At 55.6% G+C, this 26,641-nt stretch carries 22 protein-coding genes; 18 read left to right on the top strand and 4 right to left on the bottom strand.

What is annotated here, in order from left to right; translation table 11 throughout:
• The first annotated feature begins 111 nt into the window (after positions 1–111).
• Together hisB and hisH are read left to right on the top strand one after the other, a co-directional pair.
• On the top strand, positions 112–711 hold the full coding sequence (gene hisB, locus E6C51_RS11505; protein ID WP_146933913.1) for an imidazoleglycerol-phosphate dehydratase HisB: 600 nt from the start codon (positions 112–114) through the stop codon (positions 709–711).
• A 34-nt stretch (positions 712–745) separates the two neighbouring features.
• Positions 746–1,396, top strand: coding sequence for an imidazole glycerol phosphate synthase subunit HisH (hisH, locus tag E6C51_RS11500; RefSeq protein WP_190236011.1), 651 nt, complete (start codon positions 746–748; stop codon positions 1,394–1,396).
• A gap of 1 nt (position 1,397) precedes the next feature.
• On the opposite strand, the gene E6C51_RS11495 is transcribed toward hisH, so the two are convergent.
• A complete protein-coding gene (locus E6C51_RS11495) occupies positions 1,398–1,682 on the bottom strand; it encodes a hypothetical protein (RefSeq protein ID WP_190236010.1) in 285 nt (94 codons plus the stop codon).
• Positions 1,683–1,955: 273 nt separating this feature from the next.
• Here E6C51_RS11495 and hisA point away from each other — a divergent pair, with 273 nt between their 5' ends.
• The gene (hisA, locus tag E6C51_RS11490) at positions 1,956–2,684 is read left to right on the top strand and encodes a 1-(5-phosphoribosyl)-5-[(5-phosphoribosylamino)methylideneamino]imidazole-4-carboxamide isomerase (RefSeq protein ID WP_190236009.1); all 729 of its coding nucleotides are present in this window, start codon (positions 1,956–1,958) and stop codon (positions 2,682–2,684) included.
• 149 nt (positions 2,685–2,833) lie between these two features.
• Here hisA and E6C51_RS11485 read toward each other — a convergent pair whose 3' ends face one another.
• On the bottom strand, positions 2,834–3,580 hold the full coding sequence (locus tag E6C51_RS11485; protein ID WP_146933919.1) for a DUF3800 domain-containing protein: 747 nt from the start codon (positions 3,578–3,580) through the stop codon (positions 2,834–2,836).
• Between the two features lie 51 nt (positions 3,581–3,631).
• Here E6C51_RS11485 and hisF point away from each other — a divergent pair, with 51 nt between their 5' ends.
• From hisF to E6C51_RS11465, 4 genes are read left to right on the top strand one after another with little or no spacing between them, the layout of a single operon-like run.
• Complete coding sequence (hisF, locus tag E6C51_RS11480) at positions 3,632–4,414, top strand: imidazole glycerol phosphate synthase subunit HisF (RefSeq protein ID WP_190236008.1); 783 nt, start codon at positions 3,632–3,634, stop codon at positions 4,412–4,414.
• A 10-nt stretch (positions 4,415–4,424) separates the two neighbouring features.
• Positions 4,425–4,748 (top strand): phosphoribosyl-ATP diphosphatase, encoded by a 324-nt coding sequence (locus tag E6C51_RS11475; RefSeq protein ID WP_146933925.1) that lies wholly within the window; start codon positions 4,425–4,427, stop codon positions 4,746–4,748.
• 17 nt (positions 4,749–4,765) lie between these two features.
• Complete coding sequence (gene coaA, locus E6C51_RS11470; RefSeq protein ID WP_190236048.1) at positions 4,766–5,752, top strand: type I pantothenate kinase; 987 nt, start codon at positions 4,766–4,768, stop codon at positions 5,750–5,752.
• Between the two features lie 59 nt (positions 5,753–5,811).
• Positions 5,812–6,390, top strand: coding sequence for a DUF3237 domain-containing protein (locus E6C51_RS11465; protein WP_190236007.1), 579 nt, complete (start codon positions 5,812–5,814; stop codon positions 6,388–6,390).
• Positions 6,391–6,411: 21 nt separating this feature from the next.
• Here the strand turns inward: E6C51_RS11465 and arfB are convergent, their stop codons facing one another.
• Both arfB and E6C51_RS11455 read right to left on the bottom strand, forming a co-directional pair.
• Positions 6,412–6,846, bottom strand: coding sequence for an alternative ribosome rescue aminoacyl-tRNA hydrolase ArfB (arfB, locus tag E6C51_RS11460; RefSeq protein WP_146933928.1), 435 nt, complete (start codon positions 6,844–6,846; stop codon positions 6,412–6,414).
• A 151-nt stretch (positions 6,847–6,997) separates the two neighbouring features.
• Complete coding sequence (locus E6C51_RS11455) at positions 6,998–8,608, bottom strand: phosphoenolpyruvate carboxykinase (protein ID WP_190236006.1); 1,611 nt, start codon at positions 8,606–8,608, stop codon at positions 6,998–7,000.
• A 341-nt stretch (positions 8,609–8,949) separates the two neighbouring features.
• On the opposite strand from E6C51_RS11455, the gene E6C51_RS11450 reads away from it, so the two are divergent.
• The 11 genes from E6C51_RS11450 to addA all read left to right on the top strand — a co-directional run bounded on the left by E6C51_RS11450 (position 8,950) and on the right by addA (position 26,601).
• Positions 8,950–9,672: a response regulator transcription factor gene (locus tag E6C51_RS11450; RefSeq protein WP_146933933.1), complete on the top strand. Its 723-nt coding sequence runs from the start codon at positions 8,950–8,952 to the stop codon at positions 9,670–9,672.
• Between the two features lie 50 nt (positions 9,673–9,722).
• On the top strand, positions 9,723–11,513 hold the full coding sequence (locus tag E6C51_RS11445) for a sensor histidine kinase (RefSeq protein ID WP_146933935.1): 1,791 nt from the start codon (positions 9,723–9,725) through the stop codon (positions 11,511–11,513).
• A complete protein-coding gene (locus E6C51_RS11440; RefSeq protein WP_190236004.1) occupies positions 11,503–11,976 on the top strand; it encodes an HPr kinase/phosphorylase in 474 nt (157 codons plus the stop codon). Before E6C51_RS11445 ends, E6C51_RS11440 begins: the two co-directional genes overlap by 11 nt.
• A 389-nt stretch (positions 11,977–12,365) precedes the next feature.
• Positions 12,366–12,767, top strand: coding sequence for a PTS sugar transporter subunit IIA (locus tag E6C51_RS11435; protein ID WP_146933939.1), 402 nt, complete (start codon positions 12,366–12,368; stop codon positions 12,765–12,767).
• Positions 12,768–12,781: 14 nt separating this feature from the next.
• Positions 12,782–13,057, top strand: a complete 276-nt coding sequence (locus E6C51_RS11430; RefSeq protein ID WP_146933941.1) for an HPr family phosphocarrier protein — start codon at positions 12,782–12,784, stop codon at positions 13,055–13,057.
• Between the two features lie 171 nt (positions 13,058–13,228).
• A complete protein-coding gene (gene ahcY, locus E6C51_RS11425) occupies positions 13,229–14,629 on the top strand; it encodes an adenosylhomocysteinase (RefSeq protein WP_190236003.1) in 1,401 nt (466 codons plus the stop codon).
• A 450-nt stretch (positions 14,630–15,079) separates the two neighbouring features.
• Positions 15,080–17,548 (top strand): sensor histidine kinase, encoded by a 2,469-nt coding sequence (locus E6C51_RS11420; protein WP_190236047.1) that lies wholly within the window; start codon positions 15,080–15,082, stop codon positions 17,546–17,548.
• On the top strand, positions 17,545–19,053 hold the full coding sequence (gene tsaE / locus E6C51_RS11415) for a tRNA (adenosine(37)-N6)-threonylcarbamoyltransferase complex ATPase subunit type 1 TsaE (protein ID WP_190236002.1): 1,509 nt from the start codon (positions 17,545–17,547) through the stop codon (positions 19,051–19,053). The genes E6C51_RS11420 and tsaE overlap by 4 nt, the downstream gene beginning before the upstream one ends.
• 72 nt (positions 19,054–19,125) lie before the next feature.
• On the top strand, positions 19,126–19,851 hold the full coding sequence (locus E6C51_RS11410; protein WP_190236001.1) for a nucleotidyltransferase family protein: 726 nt from the start codon (positions 19,126–19,128) through the stop codon (positions 19,849–19,851).
• Positions 19,851–23,039, top strand: a complete 3,189-nt coding sequence (gene addB, locus E6C51_RS11405) for a double-strand break repair protein AddB (RefSeq protein ID WP_190236046.1) — start codon at positions 19,851–19,853, stop codon at positions 23,037–23,039. Before E6C51_RS11410 ends, addB begins: the two co-directional genes overlap by 1 nt.
• On the top strand, positions 23,032–26,601 hold the full coding sequence (gene addA, locus E6C51_RS11400) for a double-strand break repair helicase AddA (protein WP_190236000.1): 3,570 nt from the start codon (positions 23,032–23,034) through the stop codon (positions 26,599–26,601). The genes addB and addA overlap by 8 nt, the downstream gene beginning before the upstream one ends.
• Positions 26,602–26,641 lie beyond the last annotated feature (40 nt).

The following is a 26,641-nucleotide window of genomic DNA, read 5'->3' as shown; positions in this document are numbered from 1 at the left end:
CTGTCACAAAGCATTGATTGTGTAGAGTGCGGCGCGTCAAAATCGCTGTCATCCTTCTGGATATTTCCCCCCTGCCCTGATAAACAACCTCATCTTTGCAGGGAGAAACCTATGAGTGAGAGCCGCAGCGCCGCTATTGTGCGCAAAACCAACGAGACTTCGGTATCCGTCTCCGTCAATATTGACGGCACCGGCACCTCGAAAATCTCCACGGGCGTCGGCTTTTTCGATCATATGCTCGACCAGCTCAGCCGCCATTCGCTGATCGATATGGAGATCGACGTGAAGGGTGACCTGCATATTGATGACCATCACACCGTTGAAGACACCGGCATTGCCATTGGCCAGGCCATCGCCAAAGCGCTGGGTGATCGTCGTGGAATTGTGCGCTATGCCTCGATTGATCTGGCCATGGACGAAACCATGACCAAGGCCGCCATTGATGTCTCAGGCCGCCCGTTTCTGGTGTGGAATGTGGCGTTTAGCGCGCCCAAGATTGGCACGTTTGATACCGAACTGGTGCGTGAATTCTTTCAGGCGCTGGCGCAAAATGCGGGCATTACCCTGCATATCCTCAATCATTATGGGGCCAACAACCATCATATCTCTGAAACCTGTTTCAAGGCCGTGGCCCGCGCTCTTCGCGCCGCCACAGAGATTGATCCACGCCAGGCGGGTCGCATTCCTTCCACCAAGGGAACACTGGCCTGACCCCCTCGGCAACGAGGCCTATTGAGGTATCGACATGCGTGTTGTGATTATTGACTATGGTTCGGGCAATTTGCGCTCCGCCACCAAGGCGTTTGAGCGGGCCGCCCGTGAAGCCGGGCTAAATGCCGAAATTGAACTGACCGACAAGGCCGAGCGCGTCGCGACCGCCGACCGCATCGTGCTGCCGGGCGTGGGTGCTTATGCCGATTGCAAGCGCGGCCTTGATGCCGTGCCGGGTATGCTTGAAGCGCTGGTGGATGCGGTGGAGCACAAGGCGCGTCCGTTTATGGGCATTTGCGTCGGCATGCAGCTGATGTCGTCACGCGGTTTGGAAAAGACCGTCACCAACGGCCTTGGATGGATCAAGGGCGATGTGGTGGAAATGACCCCATCCGACCCCGCTTTGAAAATCCCGCAAATCGGCTGGAACACCCTGACGCTCAACCGCCCTCACCCGCTGTTTGATGGCATTGCCACCGGCGAGCAAGGCTTGCACGCCTATTTCGTGCATTCCTATTATCTGGCGGCTGAAAAGCCCGAAGACGTGATTGCCACTACCAACTACGGCGGCGCAATGACCGCCTTCGTTGGCCGCGACAACATGGTCGGCGCACAATTCCATCCGGAAAAGAGCCAGACGCTGGGTCTGGCTCTCATTTCTAATTTTCTCAGGTGGAATGTATAGTTCAGCTTTGGAACATTTCGATCTGCCCACCTTCGAAAGTTCGCCTATGGATAACTTTTCGTTTTGGAACATGACAAACTGGGTTGGTATTTGCCGCCAGCAAGGGGTTCTCCCTTTTCAACTGCTCGTATGCCTCCAAGCGTGTTCCAACGTTCTTTTTTTCTTCCCAAACTTCATAAAACCTGAAGGGGTTTTCTCTATATTTCGCGACAAGATCTTGGACGGGAATACCATACCACCTTGCTTTCCATATCTCTATCGCGACTTTGTCTGTGAAATAACTCATGGATGATACTTTCGATATGAGAATCGGAGAGGTACCAACCATCAAAGGATTTGAATTGACCACACAATATCATTGTGCAATGTGCAGTTTGTTGGAGAAATCCTATCACCCGTAGCACCTCATTTGTTTCGGGTTCAAAAAGCCGGGCCGGAATCCCGGCTTTTTGTGTTAGCGAGTCGACTCATAAGCCTTTGCCAGCAGAGAGTCCTGAGGGATAGAGTCTAATCCACAACGAAAAATGTTCCGCGTTTGTTTCCATCAAGAGCTATACAAATGATTCTCTTTCCCGCGATTGACCTCAAAGACGGCCAGTGCGTACGCCTGAAACTGGGCGATATGGATCAGGCCACGGTTTATAATCCAGACCCTGCCGCGCAGGCCAAAGCCTTTGAAGATCAGGGGTTTGAATGGCTGCATGTGGTGGATCTCAACGGCGCTTTTGCGGGCGAGAGCGTCAATGGCGCAGCCGTGGATGCGATTTTGAAGGCCACGAAAAACCCGGTGCAGCTGGGCGGTGGTATTCGTACACTGGCCCATATTGAGAGCTGGCTGTCGCGCGGTCTTTCACGGGTTATTCTTGGCACTGTTGCCGTGCGCGATCCGGCGCTGGTGATTGAGGCCTGCAAGAATTTTCCCGGCAAGGTTGCGGTGGGCATTGATGCCAAGGGCGGCAAAGTGGCGGTGGAAGGCTGGGCGGAAGCCTCTGAGCTGGGCGTAATTGAGCTTGCCAAAAAGTTTGAAGGCGCTGGTGTGTCGGCAATTATCTACACCGATATTGACCGGGATGGCATCCTGACTGGCATTAATTGGCCCTCGACGCTGGAATTGGCGAATGCCATATCTATTCCGGTGATTGCCTCTGGCGGCTTGGCTTCTATGGATGATATTCGCCGCATGGTCGAGCCGGATGCGCAAAAACTCGAAGGTGCCATTTCTGGCCGTGCCCTATACGATGGGCGGATTGATCCGGCGGAAGCTTTGGCGCTGCTAAAAGTCACATGAAATGAATCGTTTAGCTTCACAAAACTAAATCATTGAATCTAAACGGAATATATATTGACGATGGTGCAAATTGCACCTATATTATAGCCAAGTGGATTGGGGGTTCCCGGTCGGCGTTTGGCCTCGGAGTATTCCGAGGCTTTTCGCTTTTATGACGTGGAACCTCCAGGGAAAACTCCACGATGAAATCTTCTTGTATTCTTACATCTATATATTTTTTCATTAATTACATCATATGAGCGATTGGATTGCGACGATCGAAAATACCGCAATCCTATTGGTCGCGCTGTAAGATCCGAAATCTGCATCCCAGTTGAATTTGATTTTTTGTCAGCAAAAACAATATTAAATCCCGCAAACAGTTCACGGTAAATATTTTCACCACTTACGATTCTTCTGAACTCAAGCTCCAAATCTTTATCTTCCTTTAGACCTCTTTTCTCAAATACAAAATAATATCTTCTATCATGTATTTTTCTAATTTTCAAAAATCTATATATTTCTTCGAGAGAATGCTTGAGTGCAATAGCATATGGATTATCTGGAAATAAATCATATTTCAATTTTTGCTTATCAATAACAACACTAAATATCTTAAATTTCGATGTTCTAATTACATCTGTCAAATCGAGAAGGAATTTTTCTCTAAAAACCATGTCTGTTAATTTTGAAAAGCTGCCCTCCTGCTTCCTAATTTCCCGCTCATGCAAAATGATCATGTCGTGCCCGAAATATCTAAATTTCAAACTTTGAAATTTGGGCACTATGCGTTTGCAGTAGTCGTTTATCTTGAAGCCACAGATCGATAAAACGAATACAGGGAAGTCGCGATCTACATTAACAAGAGAATGATCTCCACTCTCATCGCCATAAAAAATGTACTCGCCATCTAGCATGCTAATCTCTATGAAGGTTTCAAGTTTCGTGCGACATTACGAGGTTGTATATTGACACTCAAGGCCCGTGTTATCCCCTGTCTCGACGTGAAGGACGGCCGCGTTGTTAAAGGCGTCAACTTTGTCGATCTGATTGATGCCGGTGATCCGGTGGAAGCCGCCAAGGCCTATGATGCCGCTGGCGCTGATGAGCTTTGCTTTCTCGACATCACCGCTTCATCGGACAATCGCGAGACGATTTTTGATGTGGTGGCCCGCACGGCGGATCATTGCTTTATGCCTGTGACCGTCGGTGGCGGCGTGCGGGCGGTTGGCGATATTCGCAAACTGCTGTTGGCCGGCGCGGATAAGGTGTCGATCAATTCCGCTGCCGTCAACAACCCGGATTTTGTCGCGGAAGCGGCGGATAAATTTGGCAATCAATGCATTGTGGTGTCGATTGATGCCAAGAAAACCTCAAGTGCTGGTGAAGCGGATCGCTGGGAGATTTTCACCCATGGCGGGCGCAAGGCCACCGGCATTGATGCCGTAGACTTTGCCATCAAAATGGTGGAGCGCGGCGCTGGTGAATTGCTGATCACCTCCATGGACCGTGACGGCACCAAGATTGGCTATGATCTGGAACTGACCCGCACCATTGCCGATGCCGTGCGTGTGCCGGTGATTGCTTCGGGCGGCGTTGGCACGCTGGATGATCTGGTGGCAGGTGTCAAAGAAGGCCATGCCACCGCCGTGCTGGCAGCGTCCATCTTCCATTTTGGCACCTATTCCATCGCTGAAGCCAAAGCCTATATGGCCAAGGCCGGTATCGCCATGCGGCTTGATCAAGTGTGAGAGAATTTTAATGAGCACATTCACGCTAACCGATCTGGAAGCCATTGTCGCCAACCGCGCCAAAGCATCGCCGAATGAAAGCTGGACCGCGAAACTGGTCAGCGCCGGGCAGGACAAAGCCGCCAAGAAGCTGGGCGAAGAAGCCATCGAAGCCGTGATGGCGGCAGTCAAAGATGATCGCGCCAATCTGATTTATGAAAGTGCCGATCTGCTCTATCACCTTTTAGTGGTATTGAAAATCGCCGATATCCCGGTAGAAACGGTGATGGAAGAACTTCAACGACGCACCGCCCAATCCGGTTTGAGCGAGAAAGCCAGTCGGCAAAGCCCATGATAACAGCGGTCAAGGAGATGAAGGGTGGGGAGCCTGAGGTGGAGGAATCCCTTGATCACTTTCAAGTCGGCAGTTATTCGCCCTATCTGTTCTTCTCAACCGATGAATGGGCGCAATTTCGCGCCGACACACCCCTAACATTGACATTGGACGAAGTGCATCGCCTGCGATCAATTGACGATCCGATTGATCTGGCTGAGGTGCGCCGCATCTATCTGGCGCTGTCGCGGCTTTTGTCGTCCCATGTAGAATCGTCGCAATTGCTGTTTCAGCAGCGCAATCGCTTTCTCAGCACCAATGTCACCAAAACGCCGTTTATCATCGGTGTCGCCGGATCGGTCGCGGTGGGCAAATCCACCACAGCCCGTGTGTTGAAGGAGTTGTTGGCGCGCTGGCCGTCCAGCCCCAAGGTTGATCTGGTCACCACAGACGGTTTTCTCTATCCCAATGCCACGCTGGTGCGTGAAAACCGCCTCAACCGCAAGGGTTTTCCCGAGAGCTACGATACGGCAGCACTTTTGCGGTTTTTGTCCGCCATCAAGGCGGGCCAACAAAATGTGAAAGCACCGCGCTATTCCCATCTGACGTATGATGTGCTTCCCGATGAGCACACGATCATTGATCGACCCGACATTCTGATTTTCGAAGGGATCAATGTTTTGCAATCGCGTGATCTGCCGCGCGACGGCAAGATCGTGCCGATGGTGTCGGACTTCTTTGACTTCTCGATTTACATCGATGCCGATGAAAGCCTGATCCACCGCTGGTATGTGAAGCGCTTCATGAAATTGCGCCAGACCGCGTTTCGTGATCCCAACTCCTATTTTCACCGCTATGCGACGATTGGTGAAGAGGAGGCCTTGGCCATTGCCGAGAGCCTTTGGGCCAATATCAACCTGATCAACCTGCGCGAAAACATTCTTCCCACCCGACCGCGCGCTGATCTGATTTTGCGAAAAGGCGAAAACCATCTGGTAGAACAGGTTGCGCTCCGCAAGCTTTGATGACACCCTCCCAGATAGTAAGTAGTCAATACTTTACTGTCTCTGGGAGGAGAATCAGAATGTCAGACGTTTCATCAACCAACCCTATTGATCGGCAAAGACGATTGTTTTTTGGCGTCGCCACCACTGCCCTCGCCGCTGGCGTCGGCGCTCTTGAGGCGCAAGCAGCGGACACTGCTGCACCAGCGGGCGGTCCACTTTCCGATGTGCCCATCGTTTTGCCCAAAACAGAATTTGTCTATGAGGCGATTGTCACGCTTCAGGATACCATTGAAATGGGTCAGTCCCCACTTGGCGATCGGCGGATCATCAACATCACTGGTGGCGAATTTGCAGGCCCCCGCATCAAGGGCAAGGTCATGCCGGGCGGGGCAGACCGCCAATTGCTGCGCAAGGATGGTGTGCGGCTTCTGAATGCACTTTATGAAATGCAGACCGATGATGGCGCGATTATCACCGTCAACAACAGGGTTCTTATCGACACACCCAAAGACGGGCCGCGCTATGCGTTTTCACATATTGATATTACCGCACCTGAGGGTCCGCATGAGTGGCTGAACCGCCGCATGTTTGTCGGCACCCTGCATAGTCTGCGGCCAAAGCCAATGGTGCTGATTCGGGTTTTCAGCCTGATTTGAAATGATCAATGTTTCAAATGATCAATCCTGAGTGGGCTTGACGCGCATTTTCTTGATCTCGCCCCGCCCTGTCTTTGCTTTCAAACGGCGCTCAACCGAGCCTTTGGTGGGCTTGGTTTTGCGTCGTGGCGGCGGCGGCGGTTTGGCGGCTTCCAAAACCAATTCTTTCAAACGCTCGCGCGCATCTTCGCGGTTGCGATCCTGACTGCGAAACCGGCTGGCCTCGATCATCAGCACGCCTTCTTTCGAGAGCCTGCGGCCTGCCAGCTTGATGGCATTGGTTTTCACACGTTCCGGCAGGGACGGTGAGCCGACCAGATTGAAGAACAGTTGAACGGCGGTTGACACCTTGTTGACGTTCTGCCCACCCGGACCACCGGCCAGCACGAATTGCTCGGTCAGTTCCCAACCGGCAATCGTGATTCTGTCGTTGATATAGAGCGGATCGCTCGCCATGGGTTTTGTCCAGCCTTGCTATTCTTTGGCTGTAGCGGAAAAGTGACGCCTGATCAAACCCGGATTCCAATCTGCATAAAGCCGGATTCAAAATGCAAAAACCCGGCGATGCTATCGCCGGGTTTTAAAATAAGGTTCCACGTGAAACCTTTTATTCAGCTGCAACCGCCAAAACCGGAGCAGCTTCGCGCACATTGCTGTCCACATGCGCTTCGAATTTCTCGAAGTTGGTAATGAACATGCCCACCAGCTTCTTGGCCTGTGCGTCATAGTCTGCGCCATTGGCCCAGGTTGAGCGCGGATCAAGGATCTTGGTGTCCACGCCATCCACAGCCACAGGAACCGCAAAGCCGAAGTTCGCATCGGTGCGGAACTCGGACTTTTTCAACTCACCCGACAGGGCGGCGGTGAGAAGCGCGCGGGTCGCCTTGATCGGCATACGGCTGCCAACGCCATAAGCGCCACCGGTCCAGCCAGTGTTGACCAACCAGCAATCCACCTGATGGGTTGCAATCAATTCTTTCAGCAGATTGCCGTATTCAGCCGGATGACGCGGCATGAAAGGTGCACCGAAGCAGGTCGAGAAGGTTGCTTCCGGCTCGGTCACACCACGCTCCGTGCCAGCCACCTTGGCGGTGTAGCCGGACAGGAAGTGATACATGGCCTGCTCAGGCGTCAGCTTGGCAATCGGCGGCATCACGCCAAAGGCATCAGCGGTCAGCATGATGATGGTCTTGGGATGACCAGCGCGGCCAGTATCCGATGCATTCGGAATGAAATCCAGCGGATAGGCGCAACGGGTGTTTTCGGTCTTGGAACCATCATTGAAATCCGGCACGCGGTTTTCATCCAGCACCACATTTTCCAGCACTGTGCCGAAACGCTTGGTGGTGGCGAAAATTTCCGGCTCGGCTTCCGCCGACAAACGAATGGTCTTGGCGTAGCAGCCACCTTCAAAGTTGAAGATGCCGTCTTCACCCCAGCCGTGCTCGTCATCGCCAATCAGCGTGCGCGATGGATCGGCAGACAGGGTGGTTTTGCCGGTGCCCGACAGGCCGAAGAACACCGCCGAATCACCCGCCGGGCCAACATTGGCCGAGCAGTGCATGGGCATGACCTTTTTGGCGGGCAGCATGTAGTTGAGCGCGGTGAACACCGACTTCTTCATTTCACCGGCATAATAGGTGCCAGCAATCAGCACGATATTGTTGGTGAAATCGCAAGCGATCACCGTTTCAGTGCGGCAGCCATGGCGCTCAGGATCAGCCTTGAAGCTTGGCAGGTCAATGATGGTGAACTTGGCTTCGAACGTCTCCAGCGTTGCACGATCCGGGCGAATCAGCAGGTTACGGATAAACAGCGAATGCCACGCCAATTCCGTTACCACACGGGTTGGAAGCGCGTTGGCCGCATCGGCACCGCCAATCAGATCCTGCACAAACAGATCCTTGCCTGCCACATGAGCCAGCATATCCTTGTGCAGAATGTCGAAATGCTCTTTCGACATCGGCTTGTTGTTATCCCACCAGATCTTGCCATCGGTGTTTTCATCGCGAACGATGAATTTGTCCTTCGGAGAGCGGCCGGTGTGCTGGCCGGTTTCTGCCAACAATGCGCCGTCGGCGGTCAGGGTGGCTTCGCCATTGCGAATGGCGTGCTCATAGAGAGCAGCCGGAAGAAGGTTATAGTGGACGCGAGCGGCCTTGCCCAAACCCATCGTCTCAACACCTGTCTTGGTATTGTTCACTCCAAGCTCCTCCATGAGATATTTCCTTTTTTGGCAGGATTGGCGGTATGAATATGACTTAACGCTAGAGCTTAGATTTTAAATTTGCAAGGGTGAAATTTCAATAAAATCCAATAAAATCATATATTTAATCGGTTTAAACTGATATGCCAGTTTTTAAATCGGTTCAATTTCAAGCGGGCGATGTCTGACGATTTTTTCATCTCTCATGCTGATGGCGAGATCATCCGCATCTGCCCCTTTATCTTTGCCACAATTTGTTCCACCTTTACCCTCATGAAGCTTTTCAGCAGGGACCATTGATCACGAGATGGCTGGAAAGCCGGAGACGCATAAAGATGACGGAGATAAGCCGAATGCAAACAATCGCGCTGGTTGACGACGACCGGAATATCCTGACGTCCGTATCCATTGCTCTGGAGGCGGAAGGCTATAAGGTGGAAACCTATACCGATGGCGCATCAGCGCTCGATGGACTTTTGGCGCGCCCCCCGCACCTTGGAATTTTTGACATCAAGATGCCACGCATGGACGGCATGGAGCTTTTGCGCCGTCTGCGGCAGAAATCCGATATGCCGGTGATCTTCCTCACCTCCAAGGATGAAGAGATTGACGAGTTGTTTGGCCTGAAAATGGGTGCCGATGACTTTATCACCAAGCCTTTCTCCCAGCGCCTGCTGGTCGAGCGCGTCAAGGCGATTTTGCGCCGCGCCGCCAACCGCGAAAGTGCTGCCGCCGGTGGCAATGTGAAAACAGCCGCCGAACAGCAGGCCCGCAATCTGGAGCGGGGGCAATTGGTGATGGATCAGGAGCGTCACACCTGCACCTGGAAGGGTGAACCTGTCACCTTGACCGTCACAGAATTTCTGATTCTGCATTCGCTGGCCCAGCGCCCCGGCGTGGTCAAGAGCCGCGACGCCTTGATGGATGCCGCCTATGATGAGCAGGTCTATGTTGATGACCGCACCATTGACAGCCACATCAAGCGATTGCGAAAAAAGTTTAAAATGGCCGACAATGATTTCGACATGATTGAAACGCTCTATGGCGTAGGATACCGCTTCCGCGAAAGTGCGTAAGCGTTGCTCTACACCAGAGCTGACATGACGGTTGAAAGGCTACTCTCTTGATGAGACGAACTGCGGATAAGGATAATGAACTGGGCGAAGGTCGCCCAGCCTCACGGCGCTTGTCCTTTTCCCACCCTTTCACGCTGATCAGGCGGATTTTCGGCAATGCCGTTTTTTCCAGCCTGACCCGGCGCATCGTGTTTTTCAATCTTGCCGCACTCATCGTGCTGGTGGGCGGCATCATGTATCTCAACCAGTTCCGCGAGGGGCTGATTGATGCGCGGGTGGAAAGCCTGCTGACGCAGGGCGAAATCATTGCCGGGGCCATTGCGGCGTCTGCGTCTGTGGATACCAATTCCATCACCATTGATCCGCAAAAGCTGCTGGAATTGCAGGCTGGGCAAAGCATTACGCCTGTGCCCAATGATGAGGATCTGGAGTTTCCAATCAACCCGGAGCGGGTGGCACCAGTGTTGCGGCGCCTGATTTCGCCAACCCGCACTCGCGCCCGCCTGTTTGATGCCGATGCCAATCTGCTGCTGGATTCGCGCCATCTTTATTCACGCGGACAGGTTTTGCGCTATGATCTGCAACCCGTTGAAGGCGATACCGAAAGCTGGAGCGATTGGGTTGGCAAAATGTTTAACCGCATGCTCCAGCCCGGCAATGTTCCGCTCTATAAAGAAGCGCCCGGCGGTGATGGCTCGATCTATCCGGAAGTGATGAACGCCCTGACCGGCGTGCGCGGCGCAGTCGTTCGGGTGACCGAACAGGGCGAATTGATTGTGTCGGTGGCCGTTCCCGTGCAGCGTTTTCGTGCCGTTCTTGGTGTGCTGCTGCTGTCAACGCAGGCCGGTGATATTGACAAGATCGTTCATGCCGAGCGTCTTGCCATCCTGCGGGTGTTTGGTGTTGCCACACTGGTGAACATCGTTTTGTCGCTGTTGTTGTCGTCCACGATTGCCAATCCGCTGCGCCGTCTCTCGGCTGCGGCCATTCGGGTGCGGCGCGGAGCCAGAGAGCGCGAGGAAATTCCGGATTTCTCCATCCGCCAGGATGAAATCGGCAATCTGTCCGTCGCCATTCGCGAGATGACCACAGCGCTCTATGACCGGATTGATGCCATTGAGAGTTTTGCCGCCGACGTCAGCCACGAGCTGAAAAATCCCCTCACCTCGCTTCGAAGTGCGGTGGAAACCCTACCCGTGGCCAAGACCGATGCCTCGAAAGCACGGCTGCATGAAATTATCCAGCATGACGTTCGCCGCCTTGATCGCTTGATCAGCGATATTTCCGATGCATCGCGCCTGGATGCCGAGCTTGCCCGTTCCGATGCGTCACCTGTTGATATGGAGGTGGTGCTTGGCAATATGGTCGAGATCTCGCGCCAGATCCGCAGCAACAAGAAGCCGGTGAAAATCGAATATGTGCTGGAGCATAAACAGAATCAGAAAGCACGCTATATTGTTGAAGGTCATGACCTTCGTATCGGTCAGATTATCACCAATCTGATCGAGAATGCCCGCTCCTTCGTGCCGGAAAAAGAAGGCCTGATTTCGGTGCGGCTCTCGCGCACCCGCAGCCGCTGCATCGTCACGGTGGAGGATAATGGTCCGGGCATTCAGGCCGAGGACATCGACCGGATTTTTGAGCGCTTCTACACCGACCGGCCCGATGGCGAAAGCTTTGGCCAAAACTCTGGCCTCGGCCTGTCCATCAGCCGCCAGATTGCCGAAGCCCATGGCGGATCGCTGCGGGCAGAGAATATTATTGAAGAAAACACCGGCAAAGTTCTGGGTGCGCGCTTCATTCTGACCCTGCCTGCCGATCCAGGCACCCATGAAAAATAGCGGGATCAACATCCATGCCACGGGAATTGTGCTGGGACGGCAAGGGTTTTTGATTGTCGGACCAAGCGGGTCTGGAAAATCCCGCCTGGCAAGGACATTGTTGGCAAATGCCACTCAAACCGGGATTTTTGCAGCCTTGATCAGCGATGACCAGATCTGGATCGAGCCAAAAACTGGGACAGTGCTTGCCCATCGCGCCGAGACCATCCGGGATTTGATCGAGGTCCGCTTCAGCGGCATTGTTCAAATGCCCAGCATCCGTTCTGCGGTGATCGATGCCGTGCTGATGCCGGTCTCAGCAGGGAGTGATACGGAGCGTCTGCCAAACCTTTATGAAACCATGGAAATCCTGCCGCAGATGTCTCTTCCGGTTTTGCGACTGTGCGCCGACTTCAACCCCGATGTGGCCATGGTTAAAAACCTCATGCAAAGCCGTATGGGCGGTCAGCACGCCCCTTTTTGAAGGCAACATCAATCATGTTCGCCATTTCGGCGAGCGGCACAGGCTCCCTGTTTCCCCCCTCAGATTTGCCCCTCACATGTACCCACTTCGATGATCCCCGATTTTGACCGTTTTATCAAAACCTGCCCAATTTTTTTTGACAAATGCAAAACATGGGCAGCATGCAAATATTTTATGCTTGCACTTCACGTTTTCATCGCCAAGATAGCCATCCAGTTGAGAGGAATTCCAAATCATGAACGGTGTGTCTACGCTGTTGGATGCTGGAATGAAGTGGCTTTTGAGATTGTGGCGGGCAAGGCGATTGATCTTCGATCAACAGACGGGTAAACGGGCCTTTTGCAGTGCGATAACTGGCCGTCAGCAGTTGAGCAGGGAGCTATAAGCGAATGATCGGACTTGTGCTTGTCACCCATGGCAAGCTGGCTGAAGAGTTTCATTATGCCGTGGAACACGTTGTTGGTCCGCAGAAATTCATTGAAACAATCTGTATTGGTGCAGAAGATGATATGGATCAGCGCCGCCAGGATATTCTGGATGCTGTGCTGCGTGCCGATGATGGCCATGGCGTCATTATCCTCACCGACATGTTTGGTGGCACACCATCCAATATGGCCATTTCGGTGATGAATACCGGCCGGATTGAAGTGATTGCCGGTGTTAATCTGCCGATGCTGATCAAGCTGGCCGGTGTGCGTGGCGAAAATGATATGGAAAAGGCGCTGATTGATGCATCAGAGGCCGGGCGAAAATATATCAACGTGGCCAGCCGCGTTTTGAGCGGCAAATAGGAACCACTTCCAGCATGACGTCCTTTACACGAGACCTGCTCATCATCAACAAGCGCGGCCTCCATGCCCGCGCTTCGGCCAAATTTGTACAGACGGTACAAGCATTTGAGGCCACGGTTCACGTCTCCAAGGACGGAACCACGGTGGGCGGCACCTCCATCATGGGCCTGATGATGCTGGCGGCCAGCCCTGGCTGCACCATTACCGTGACAACATCGGGCGTAGATGCCGAAAAGGCGCTTGACACTTTGGATGCGCTGGTTGCCGACAAGTTTGGCGAGGAAATGTAAACCAAGAACAACATAAAGATATAAAGACCTCTTTATGTGATTATTGCCATCATCGGCTTTCCCTGATACACCGGTTGCAATGGCCTGCCTTGAATGGTGGGCGTCGCTTGCCTGCCTCCTGTTTGAAACCAGTTGGCAGGCCTGCGGTTCAATCCCGGTCTGGAGAACGCCATGAGCAATGCACAGGATTACATCGTCGCCGATATCACTCTTGCCGATTACGGTCGCAAGGAGCTTGATATTGCTGAAACGGAAATGCCGGGCCTGATGGCCTGCCGCCGCGAACTGGGCGAAACCAAGCCTTTGAAGGGCGCACGCATCAGCGGCTCCCTGCACATGACCATTCAGACAGCCGTGCTGATTGAAACCCTCACCGCGCTGGGTGCAGAGGTTCGCTGGGCATCATGCAACATCTTCTCGACGCAGGACCATGCTGCTGCTGCCATTGCAGCCTCTGGCGTTCCAGTGTTTGCCATCAAGGGTGAAAGCCTCACCGAATACTGGGAATACACCGACAAGATCTTCCAGTGGGCCGATGGTCAGCCTTCCAACATGATCCTCGACGATGGCGGCGATGCCACCATGTACATCCTGCTCGGTGCCCGCGCCGAGGCGGGCGAGAATGTTCTGGTGAACCCGTCTTCGGAAGAAGAAGAAATCCTGTTTGCTCAGATCAAGAAGCGCCTGGCTGCAACACCGGGCTTCTTCACCAAGCAGCGCGATGCCATCAAGGGCGTGACCGAAGAAACCACCACAGGTGTGAACCGTCTGTACCAGTTGAGCCAGAAGGGCCTGCTGCCTTTCCCGGCCATCAACGTCAATGACTCGGTCACCAAGTCCAAGTTCGACAACAAATACGGCTGCAAGGAATCGCTGGTCGACGGCATTCGCCGTGCAACCGACGTGATGATGGCTGGCAAGGTTGCCGTGGTCTGCGGCTATGGCGACGTTGGCAAGGGCTGCGCTGCATCCCTGATCGGCGCGGGTGCCCGCGTGAAGGTCACGGAAGTTGACCCGATCTGCGCGCTTCAGGCCGCCATGGATGGCTTTGAAGTGGTGACATTGGAAGATGTTGCCAAGACGGCTGACATTTTCATCACCACCACCGGCAACAAGGACGTGATCCGCATCGAGCACATGCGCGAGATGAAGGATATGGCGATTGTTGGCAACATCGGCCACTTCGACAATGAAATTCAGGTCACCGCTCTCAAGAACATGACCTGGACCAACATCAAGCCACAGGTGGACATGATCACCTTCCCGGCTGGCAACCGCATGATCCTGCTCTCCGAGGGCCGTTTGCTCAACCTTGGCAATGCCACAGGCCACCCATCGTTTGTGATGAGCGCTTCCTTCACCAATCAGGTTCTGGCCCAGATCGAGCTGTTCACCAAGCCAGATGCCTACGAGAATCGGGTTTACGTTTTGCCCAAGCACCTCGATGAAAAGGTAGCCCGCCTGCATCTCGAAAAGCTCGGCGTGAAGCTCTCGGTTCTTTCTGAAGAACAGGCTGCCTATATTGGCGTCACTCCGGCTGGCCCATTCAAGGCTGACCACTACAGATACTAATTATTAACCATATACCCACAAGATATAGAGGTCGCGGTCTTGACAAAGGCCGCGATTTCTTTTTTCGCCCTACCCCTTCCCGCCAAATCTTATCCACAGTATTGTTTTAACACTTGATTCGCGTGCCAACGTGAGTGCGCGGAGGTGGACAGACAATTGGTTTCTGTTCGGCTTCTTCCCCAAAAGGGATGCACTTGTGCGGTTCTAATTTTCAAACGCAGTTGATGCCTGCGTTTTTTAAAACTGGAGTTGCGCTAAATTGGCACATGAAATGGGGATGTCTTGTCAAAGATGCGGCAATAGGACGGAGACAGACCGGAAATGACGGTTCATACGAAATACCCGTTCCTGCGGGGAAGGACGGGTAACATTCTGCGTGCCGGAATGACGCCTGTGTTGAGGTTGACACATCACGGTGCGAATGGCGGGCGCGTGATCGGTCAAAAAGCCATGCGTTGGCTGCGGTGCGGCACAATGCTTCGCGGCAGTGCTTTAGGCATCACGGGTGGCGTGTTTGGCACGGAACCTGTGTTTGCGCACAGCTTGATCGGCACCGACACATTTTCATCCGCAGAAATGATCGGCTTCTCACTGGTCATTGGTGCGATTTCAGCAACGCTTTTGTCCACGCTCTGGCTGGTGCGTCAGCGCAACACCGTTTGGGCCGAAAGCCAGGAAGCGCGCACGGCCCTTTCTGAGGCCAACCAGCGCATTTCCCGCTATCAGGCGCTGATTGCCGATAAAAACCGCCGGATCGTGATCTGGGATGGCGAGGCTGAGAAACCCGAACAGCTCGGCCACCTGCCGGTTGAAACCGGCGCACCGCAGCAGGAAGCCGACTTTCTGGCCTTTGGCCGCTGGCTTAAACCGGCATCGGCCGCCGATCTCGATCAGGCCATTGAAAAATTGCGCTTCAACGCCCAAAGCTTTGATCTGATTGTTGAAACCCACCGAGATGAAGTGCTGGAAGTTCAAGGTCGCGTCTCCGGTGGCCGCGCCTTTGCCCGCTTTGTGGCACTCAACAATCTGCGTGCCGAACTGGCCGAGCTGAAAATTGAAAAGGCCCGCCTGACATCGACCATTGAATCCTTTGAGGGTCTTCTGGAATCGGTGGAGCAGCCGGTTTGGCAGCGCGACAACAATGGCAAGCTGATCTGGGTCAATCAGGCCTATAGCGATGCCGTGGAAACGCTCACGCCAGATCAGGCGGTGCTTGAGGGTCGCGAAATTCTCAACACCATCACCCGCGAGAAAATTCGCGCCACCATGACCCCGGTTTCGCCGTTTATCGATACGGTATCCACCGTCGTGCATGGCAACCGCACCTTCTTTGACGTGGTTGATACAAAAACGCCCAACGGCTCTTGCGGCATGGCGATCAATGTTTCGCGCGAAGAGGCTTTGCGCGAAGAGCTGAACCGCACCTTGAAAAGCCACGCCGAAACGCTGGATCATCTGGCCACGCCGGTGGCGATTTTCGATGGCGAACGGAAATTGCAGTTTTACAATCAGGCCTTCCAGCAGCTTTGGGATCTCGATCTCGCCTTTCTGGAATCGCGTCCTGACCATAGTGAATTGCTGGACCGACTGCGCAGCGCTGGCAAATTGCCGGAACAATTGAGCTGGAAAGCCTGGAAAGAGAACACCCTTTCGGTCTATCGCTCCATCGATACCCAAACCGTGCTGTGGCATCTGCCCAATGGCCAGACCTTGCGCGTCATTGCCTCTGCCCATCCGCAAGGCGGCGCAACCTGGGTGTTCGAAAACCTCACCGAGCAGGTCGATCTGGAAACCCGCTACAACACGCTGGTGCAGGTGCAGGGCGAAACCATTGATCACCTGTCCGAGGGTGTGGCGGTCTTTGGTCCCGATGGCCGGATCCGGCTGTCCAACCCTGCATTTCGGGCACTCTGGGGCATTACCGAGGCGGAAGCAGCGCCCGGCACCCATATTCGCGGCATTGAGACGGCCTGCCTTCCTTCCTATGACAAGCCGGATGGCTGGCGCGCCTTTGGCAAGATGATCACCAGCTTTGAAGATGAGCGCCCGTCCAGCCAGGGCACCATCGAGCTGCTGTCCGGCTTGGTGCTGGACTATGGTGTGACGCCTCTGCCCAATGCCCAGACCATGCTGACCTTTGTCAACATCACCGACAGTGTGCGGGCAGAACGCGCGTTGCTGGAAAAGAACGAAGCATTGCGCAAGGCCGATGAGCTGAAGAATGACTTCGTTCAGCATGTGTCTTATGAGCTGCGCTCACCGCTGACCAATATCATTGGCTTTACCGACCTTTTGAAAACCTCGGCGATTGGCCCGTTGAACGAGCGACAGGCGGAATATGTTGATCATATTTCCACCTCGTCTTCGGTGCTGCTCACCATCGTCAACGACATTCTCGATCTGGCAACGGTGGACGCCGGCATCATGCGGCTGAACTATTCCGAGATTGATCTGACCGATCTGCTGGATGATGTGTCGATGCAGATGACCGACCGCTTGCAGGAAGGTGGCGTGACACTGGAGATCATGGTACCGCCGCAGCTTGGCGAGATCGTTGCCGATCAGCAGCGCTTGAAGCAGATTTTGATCAAAATCGTCACCAATGCCGTGAATTTCTCGCGCGAAGGCGAAACCGTGGTGCTGAAATGCTGGCGCGAAGGTGCGGATTTCGTGTTTTCCGTCACCGACACCGGCTGCGGCATTCCTGAAGACATGCTGCCATCGGTGTTCAAACGCTTCTCCTCCAATGCCAAGAGCGGCAAGCGTTCAGGTGCTGGCCTTGGGCTGTCGATTGTTGAAAGCTTTGTGTCTCTGCACAATGGCTCCGTCTCCATCAACAGCGCCCCCAATCAGGGCACGACGGTTGTTTGCCGGATTCCATCCGGCACAATCTCTCATACGGTTGCCGCGGCAGAATGACGGCGGCACCGGCTCCTTTTCAGCTCACTCTTGCCGATGAAGCTGCGACACAGCAGCTTGGGCAGGATCTGGCGCTTGCGCTCAAACCCGGCGATTGCCTTGCCCTCATTGGCGATCTGGGGGCTGGAAAATCCACCCTCGCGCGGGCCTTGCTGCGGGCCCTTGCTGAAGACGATACACTGGAAGTGCCAAGCCCGACGTTTACGCTGGTGCAAAGCTATGAGCTGCGCATACCAGCCGCGCATTTCGATCTTTACCGCTTGGGCGATTCCTCTGAGCTGGACGAGCTTGGTTTTGATGAAGCGCTGGAAAGCGGCATTTGTCTGGTGGAATGGCCAGAGCGGGCGCAAGATCGTCTGCCCAAAGATACGATCTCCATGGCCTACAGCTTTACCGCTGATGGCGGACGGACTGTCACCATCACCGCGCCAGAGGTGAAACTGAGCCGGATTCAGCGCAGCCTGAGCATTCGGCAATTTCTCGATCAAAACGGTCTGAAAAACGCCGTCCGTCTGCATCTGACCGGCGATGCCTCGACCCGTGCTTATGAAGTGATCACGGCACCGGGCCGCCCGCAGATGATTTTGATGGATGCCGCCAAACGGCCCAACGGCCCACCGATTCGCGATGGCAAACCCTATTCGCAAATTGTGCATCTGGCCGAAGATGTCTATCCCTTTGTCGCCATTGGCGAGATGTTGAAGGCCAAGGGCCTTGCGGCACCGGCGATTTTCGAGCGCGATCTTGATCAGGGCATTTTGCTGATTGAAGATCTGGGCCGCGATGGCGTGCTGGATGACGACAAAAAGCCGATGGCAGAACGCTATATCGCAGCCGCGTCCTGCCTTGCCCATATCCACACGCTGGATATTCCGCGCGAGATCAAAGTCACGGAGCGCCACATTCACCGCATTCCTGATTTTGATCGGGTGGCGATGAAAATGGAAGCGGAATTGCTGATCGATTGGCATATTCCGTGGAAGCTGGGGCGCGAGGCAACAGCCTCCGAGCGGGCCGAATATTCGAGCCTGTGGGACGGCTTGATTGACCAGCTTGAAAGTGCAGAAAAATCACTGGTGCTGCGTGATTTTCATTCGCCCAATATTATCTGGCAGAGCGACAAAACCGGCACGGATCGGGTCGGGTTGATCGATTTTCAAGACGCGATGATCGGGCCTGCGGCCTATGATCTGGCTTCGATTGCCCAGGACGCCCGCGTCACCATCGAGCGTCCGCTGATGGTGGCTTTGATAGAGCGCTATTGTGCAGATCGCCACAGCCATGGTGCTTTTGACGAAGCCAGTTTCCGGCGCGATTTTGCCATCATGGCCGCCCAGCGCAATTGCAAGCTGGCAGGCCTGTGGTTTCGGCTGCTGAAACGCGATGGCAAACCGGGCTATATGCAGCATATGCCCCGCACGCTCGACTATCTTTCCAGTGCTTTCGAACATCCAGCCCTTGCACCGCTGAGGGATTGGTGTGCAAAACTCGGTCTGTTGAATTAGAGTATGTGAGGAAAAGCGGAATCCGGTTTTCCTGATCAGACAAACTCAAACAAAAGAACAGATTAGAGCTCCATGATGATCAAAAACGCCATGGTGCTGGCCGCAGGGCTTGGCACACGGATGCGTCCCATCACCAATACAATGCCAAAGCCGCTGGTGAAGGTGGCGGGTAAAACCCTGCTGGATTACGCGCTCGATCATTTGCAACAGGCGGGCATCGAGATGGCGGTGGTGAATGTGCATCACTTTGCTGATCAGATGCTGACGCATATTGCACAACGGCAAGAACCGCGCATTGTGATCTCAGACGAGCAGGAACGACTGCTCAACAATGGTGGTGGGTTGGTTCAAGGTCTTACACTTTTGCCGCCCGGCCCACTTCTGGTGATGAATGCCGATCTGTTCTGGATTGGTGAGGAGCCAGATCAGCTTACCAATTTGCAGCGTCTCAGCGCCTTTTTCGATCCCACCCTTATGGATATCGCCATGCTGTGTGTCCAGATGGAAAACACAACGGGGCATAACGGCAAGAATGATTTCAACCTCGCACCCGATGGCCGCTTGAAACGTTATCAAGAGGGTGATCCAAACCCGTTTGTCTATTGTGGGGCGCTGGCCATGCACTCTTCCCTGTTGGATGATGCGCCAGAAGAGCCTTTCAACATTAATATCTATTTTGACCGTGCTATTGCCAAAGGCCGTCTCTATGGCCTCGAGCTGCAAGGCCATTGGCTCACCGTGGGCACGCCTGAAGCGATTGGCGAGGCCGAAGCTGTCATCCACCAGCACGGCGGATAATCATGGCTGCACACACACCCCGGATTCTCACCATTCCCGCCGCCCAACCGTTTTTGCGGTTGATTGCCCAATCGCTGTGCGATGGACGCCTCGTGCCGGGCTTTGCCCATAATCCAGACGATCCGCTTTCGCTGGCCAATGTCACCATTCTGGTGCCCACCCAGCGCTCGGCCCGTGTGCTGCGGGCTGAATTTGTTGAGCTTCTGGGTGGAAAAGCGGCGATTTTGCCAATCATCAAGCCACTAGGTGAAGCCGAAGAGGATGCCAGCTATTTTGATGCTGACACCCCTGCCCTTTTGGCGCTGAACCCGCCGATCAGCAACACCGTGCGGCTTTTGGAATTGGCGCAGCTGATTTTGCTATGGCGCAACAAGCTGCCCGATATTGTCCTGAGCATTCATGCCGACACACCGCTGGTGGCCCCGGCCAGCCCCGCCGATGCCGTCTGGCTGGCGCGGGCGCTGGTGGAGCTGATTGATTCGGTGGAAACCGAAGAGCGAGACTGGGCGGATCTGGATAAGCTGGATGCCCGCGACTTTGCCTCTTGGTGGCAATTGACGCTGGAGTTTTTGCTGATTGCCAGTGCCTATTGGCCCGCACGGCTAGAGGAATTGCGGCGCTCATCGCCCGTTCTTCATCGCAACAGCCTGCTCAAAGCAGAGCGCGAACGGCTGGAACAAAACCCACCCCCCGGTCCGGTGATTGTGGCGGGCTCCACCGGCTCCATTCCGGCAGCCTCCGAGCTGGTGGCCACCGTCTCACGTCTGCCGCAAGGGATTATTGTTCTGCCGGGGCTGGACAAAACCATGCCGATTGAGCAATGGGCCGTGGTGGGTGGCGAACAGCCAGCCGGCATGCCGCCGGAACCAACCGCCCGTGCGCATCCGCAATATGGTCTGCATCGTTTGCTGGGTAAGCTTGGCATCACCCGCGATGATGTTGATGTGCTCGCGGAAGCCGAGCCTGATCTGGCAGACCGCTCTGAGATTCTCTCCCGCGCCCTCTCGCCCGCCAAGGCCACCGATGGCTGGACGGCGTGGCGCGAAAGCTTTGGCGATGCCCGCTTTAAAGCGGCTTTTGCCGATGTTTCCCTGATTGAAGCCGCCAATGAGCGCGAAGAGGCGATTGCCATTGCGGTTGCGCTGCGGCTGGCTTTGGAACAGCCGGGCCGTGACGGTGGTGAAAGCCGGGCCGCGCTGATCACCCCGGATCGAAACCTCGCCCGCCGGGTGGCGTCTGAGCTCGCCCGCTTTGGCATTATCGCTGACGATTCGGCTGGCACACCCTTTTCATCCACGCCGCAGGGCACCCTCACATCGCTGGTACTGGAGGCCATTTTGCGCCCCGGCGATCCGGTGGCCATTGTCTCGCTGCTCAAACACCCGCTAGCACGCTTTGGACAGGATGACGACGGCTTGCAAGAGGCTTTTGATGCGCTGGAAGTGATTGCCCTTCGCGGTGGCAGAGGTCCGGTGGATATCTCCGATCTTGCCACTCTGTTTGACCGGCAATTGGTGGAGCAATTTGACGATCGTCATCCGCCATCATGGCGGCAGACGGTACGCGAGGATGCCAAGGAGCGCGCCCGCACACTGGCTTTGGCCATTGCTGAGGCGGTTGAGCCGCTGGCCGGGCATGTTGTGTCCAAGCCGGATGGGCGCTCATTTACCACCCGCCTGTCGTTAAAAGAATGGGCAGAGCGCACCGGCCGAGTGTTGGAAGCGGTGGCGAAGCGCAAAAACGGCGACCTTGCACCCCTCTGGGGCGATGAGGCCGGGGCGGTGCTGGTACGGCTGCTGAGTGAAATCATGGAAACCGACGGCCAGTTGATGGCCGACGGCCCGCAATGGATTGATATTCTGGCCGCTTTGACGGCATCCGAATCAGTCAAGCCCAAGGCGCTGCGCCATCCGCGGGTGTTTATCTTCGGGGCCTTGGAAGCGCGCCTGCAAAGCGTGGACACCATGATTTTGGGCGGCCTGAACGAGGGATCATGGCCCGGCACCACCACCAACAATCCGTTTTTGTCGCGCACCATGAAAACCCAGATGGGGCTGGAGCCGCCAGAGCGGCAGATTGGCCAGCTGGCTCATGACTTTGAAATGGCCAATGGCACGCGCCACATGATCTATAGCCGCGCGCTGCGTCAGGGCTCGGCCCCCACAGTTGCCTCACGCTGGCTGCAACGTTTGACAGCTTTGGGCGGCAAGGATTTTGCCGCCGAGATGAAGGAACGCGGCGAGCGCTATCGCCATTTCTCCGATCTTTTGGATCAAGGCGGAGATCAGCCACCTGCCCAGCGCCCGGCTCCCAAACCGCCAGAGGATTTGCATCCGAAAACCTATTCGTTCAGCGAGGTCGGGCGGCTGCGGCGGGATCCTTACGCGATCTATGCGCGGCGGATTTTGAAGCTCGATCCGGTTGATCCGTTTAACAGCGATCCCGGCGCGTCTGAGCGCGGCACGCTTTATCACGCCATTGTCGAGCGCTTCATTGCAAATATGCCGGAAAAGCTGGGGCCGGATGCGGAACGCCTGATGCAGCGGATTACCGATGAGCTGTTTGATGCCGAAAATTTGCCGACCCATATTGATGTGGTCTGGCGCAAGCGCTTTGGCGATGTTGGCCGCGCCTTTATTGAGTGGCAGCGCCAGCGCGACCCGGCCAAGATGGTGACGGAAGCGAGAGCCGGTGTTGAGCTTGACGCCATCAATATCCGGCTAACCGGTGTGGCTGACCGCATCGATATTCGTGCAGGCCATGCCGATATTATTGATTATAAAACCGGCTCCAACCCCAGCACCTCGCAGGCGCGTGCGCTGCTGGATCCGCAATTGGCACTGGAAGCCGCCGCTTTGAAAATGGGGGCCTTCAAGGATGTTGGCAGGCTAACCCCGGAAAACCTCACCTATGTGCGGCTGCGTCCCGGCGGGCGCTTCAAGGCGGAAAATGTCAACAATGAGCTGACCGGCAGGGGCGACAAGGCCAAATCGGCGCTCGATCTGGCCTCCGAATCCATTGAGCAGCTCACCCGTTTTGTCACCCTGTTGCAATCGGGCGAGCGCGGCTATGTCTCGCGGCTCATGCCAGCGCAGATGAATGATTACAGCGGCGATTATGATCATTTAGCCAGAGTCGCCGAATGGTCGACCGCAGAAAACACCGAGGAGAGCGCTGGCGATGAATGATCTTGATGCGCTTCCGACATCGGATGATCCCAAGGTCTGGATTGACTGGACCACGGCCAAGCAGGCAACCGCCTCCGACCCCACCCGCTCGGCCTGGGTGTCGGCCAATGCGGGGTCTGGCAAAACCCATGTGCTGACCCAGCGGGTTATTCGCCTGCTGCTGGCGGGGGCACGGCCATCCAGCATTCTTTGCCTGACCTACACCAAAGCGGCAGCCTCGGAAATGTCCAACCGCGTGTTTGACCGGTTGGCGGAATGGGCCACCCTGCCCGACGCTGTCCTTTCCAAACGCATTGAAGATATTGAAAAGACCCCGCCGGATGCGCTGAAGATTGCCGAGGCCCGCCGTCTGTTTGCCCGCGCACTGGAAACGCCGGGTGGTTTGAAAATCCAGACCATTCACGCATTTTGCGAATCACTGCTGCATCAGTTTCCGCTGGAGGCCAATGTCGCCGGGCATTTCTCGGTGCTGGATGACCGTGCAGCCTCCGTGCTGCTCGCAGACGCGCGCCGCTCTCTGCTCACGGCGACCGCAACCGAAAATGATGCGGAACTAGCAGAAGCCTTTGCCGAAGTGCTGAGCCTTGGCGATGAATTTGGGCTCGAAAGCCTGCTGTCGGACATTGTTGCCAATCGCCATGCGGTGCGCGACTTTCTTGTCGAGGCGGGGCAAAAAGGCGGTGTCGAGCGCGTTTTGCGCACCAAGCTTGGCCTTGGGCTTGATGAAACCGAGCAATCCTTGGCAGAAGCCTATTGGCCGCTGGCTGATTTAAGCGGCGCAACGCTGTCCACCTATATTGATCTTGCCTTCAGCAAGGGCGGGGTGAAAGTGCAGGAGACCGCCTATCTTCTGGAGCGGGCCGTGCGCCAGAGCGATCCGTTTTTGCGCGCCAAGCTGCTGGATGATGCTTTCCACACCGCTGCCGACAAGCCAAAAGCCGATGTGTCGCTGATTGCGGCTGCGATGAAAAAGGCGGCCCCGGAACTGGCCGATATGGTTGCCAATGCGCGTGAGCATGTGGTGACCTGTCGCGAGCGGTTGCGGCTCTATCAATTGTTCAAAGCCACCAAGGCGGCGCTGGCTTTGGCCGAACGGTTGAGCCAGGACTATGAAGAGCTGAAAAAGCGCAGCAGCCAGCTGGATTTTGAAGACCTGATTGCCCGCACCGCCGAGCTTTTGACCCGCAGCGCCGTTGGCCCCTGGGTACACTATAAGCTGGATCAGGGCATTGATCATATTCTGGTGGATGAGGCGCAAGACACCAGCCCGGTGCAATGGTCGGTGATCCGCTCTCTTCGGGAAGACTTTTTCTCAGGCCACAGTGCGCGGCCAGTGCGCCGCACCTTTTTTGCCGTGGGCGATGAAAAGCAATCGATCTATTCGTTCCAAGGGGCCCGCCCGGAGCGCTTTTCGCAAGAAGCGCGCGAAACCGAGCGCGAAGTGGCCAGAGGCGGCGAAAAGTTTAGCACTGTGCGCCTGCCGCTGTCGTTTCGCTCCACCAATGCGGTGCTCTCGGCGGTGGATCAGGTGTTTGCCCAAGGCCCCAATGCCCGTGGCCTGTCTGCTGTGAACGAGCCCGTGGTGCATATGTCCAGCCGCACCGGCCATCCCGGCACCGTCGAGGTCTGGAATATGGTGGCCCCGGAAGGCATGGACAATGATGAGGATTGGACTGCGCCCTTTGACGCCACACCGGAAAGCGCACCTTCCGCCATTCTGGCCCGGCGCATAGCCCAGCGCATTGAGGCGATGATCGGCCGGGAAACCATTGTTGAAAAGGGCGTTGAGCGCGCCATCGAAGCGGGCGATATTCTGATTTTAGTGCGAAAGCGCGGCGCTTTTGTCAATGCGCTCACCCGCGCGCTGAAAAGGCGCAACAATATCCCGGTTGCGGGGGCGGACCGCTTGCGCCTCACCGGCCATATCGCCATTCAGGATTTGATGGCCCTTGGCCGCTTTTCGCTGCTGAGCGGAGACGATCTTTCACTGGCTGCCCTTTTGAAAAGCCCGTTGTTTAATCTCACGGAAGAACATGTGTTTGCGGTCTCGGCGCGGCGCGGCGGTAAGAGCGTCTTTGCCGAGATCCAGCGTCTGGCCAAGGACGGGGTTGAGACGTGGGTGGAGGTGGAAGCACGGCTGAAGACCTATCGGGCTTTGGCGCGCGACATGCCGCCGCATGATTTTTATGCCCGTGTGCTTGGCCCGCTGGGTGGACGACGCGCCTTTTTGGGGCGCTTGGGCAGCGAAGTCAGCGATATTCTCGACGAATTCCTCACCTTTGCCCTGGCCCATGAGCAATCCGGCCTGCCGGGTCTGCAATCCTTCATCACCATGCTGGAGCTGGAAGGCCCGGAGGTGAAGCGTGAGCAGGACAAGGAACGCAGCGAAGTGCGCGTCATGACCGTGCACGCCTCCAAGGGTCTGGAAGCGCCGATTGTGTTTCTGGTCGATGACGGCTCCAAGGCGTTTAACCACAGCCATCTGCCCAAATTCCGCATGATCCCATCGGAAGACGGCGCGACGGAATTTCCCATCTGGGCACCGGTGAAGGCGGTGGACAATGCCATCCTTGCCGCTGATGTGGCGCGTCGCAAACAGGCGACCGAAGAGGAATATCGCCGCTTGCTCTATGTGGGCATGACGCGGGCTGCCGACCGGCTGGTGGTCTGCGGCTATCGCGGCAAAATTCAGCAAAACGAGGTCTGGCATGAGATGATCATGTCGTCGCTGGCACTGGATGAGACCCATTGCCGTGAGGAGCGGTTCTCTGGCCCCGAAGGCGATTGGGATGGCTTGCTGTGGCAGCGTCCCGATGCCAAAGCCCGGTTTGACCGGGTGGACGCCCACAAGACCATCAAAACGCCCGAGCCTTTGCCCGACGCCCTTCTGCGGCCGGCTCCGCCATCGCCGCAGCTGCCAAGACCGCTCAGCCCATCGGGGGCAAGCCTTGCTGTGGATGAGGACGACGGCGGGTTGATGCTCTATTCCCCCTTGTTCGATAAGGGGCAGGATGCGGGCCTTGCGCTGCAACGCGGGCGCATTGCCCACCGCATGTTGCAAATGCTGCCGGGCTTGCCAGCATCGGAGCGGGCCGATGCGGCCCATCGCTATGCGGAAAGAGCTGCACGGTTTTGGCCCCATGCTGAGCGTGAACAGATGGTCAGCGCGGTTTTGGACATTCTGGCCCATCCCGCACTCAAAGACGTCTTTTCCGGCACCGGACAGGCCGAGCTTTCCATCATGGGCACAATTCGGCTTGGCCGCACGCTTCGCGCCGTATCTGGCCGGATCGACCGTCTGGTGGTGACAGATGAAAAAGTGATCCTGCTGGATTATAAAACCAACCGCCAACCGCCCAAACAGGCGGAGGATGTGCCCTTTTCCCACACCGCCCAGCTGGCTATCTATCGGGAATTGCTCACGCCTCTCTATCCGGGAAAGCCAGTGGAGTGCATTTTGGTCTACACCGAAGGACCAAACGTCATCACGTTGACAGAGGATGGAATGAGCCATGCGCTGGAAGCACTTCAGCCGTTACCGCAGGACCGCATTGAAATCTGAGTGATTATCATCATATATGTGACAACAGCATTTCTCCAAG

It is taken from the genome of Gillisella terrae, from assembly GCF_004801395.1.
In the GTDB taxonomy this organism is placed as follows: domain Bacteria; phylum Pseudomonadota; class Alphaproteobacteria; order Rhizobiales; family Rhizobiaceae; genus Allorhizobium; species Allorhizobium terrae.
This window is presented reverse-complemented; position numbering and strand designations above follow the sequence as displayed.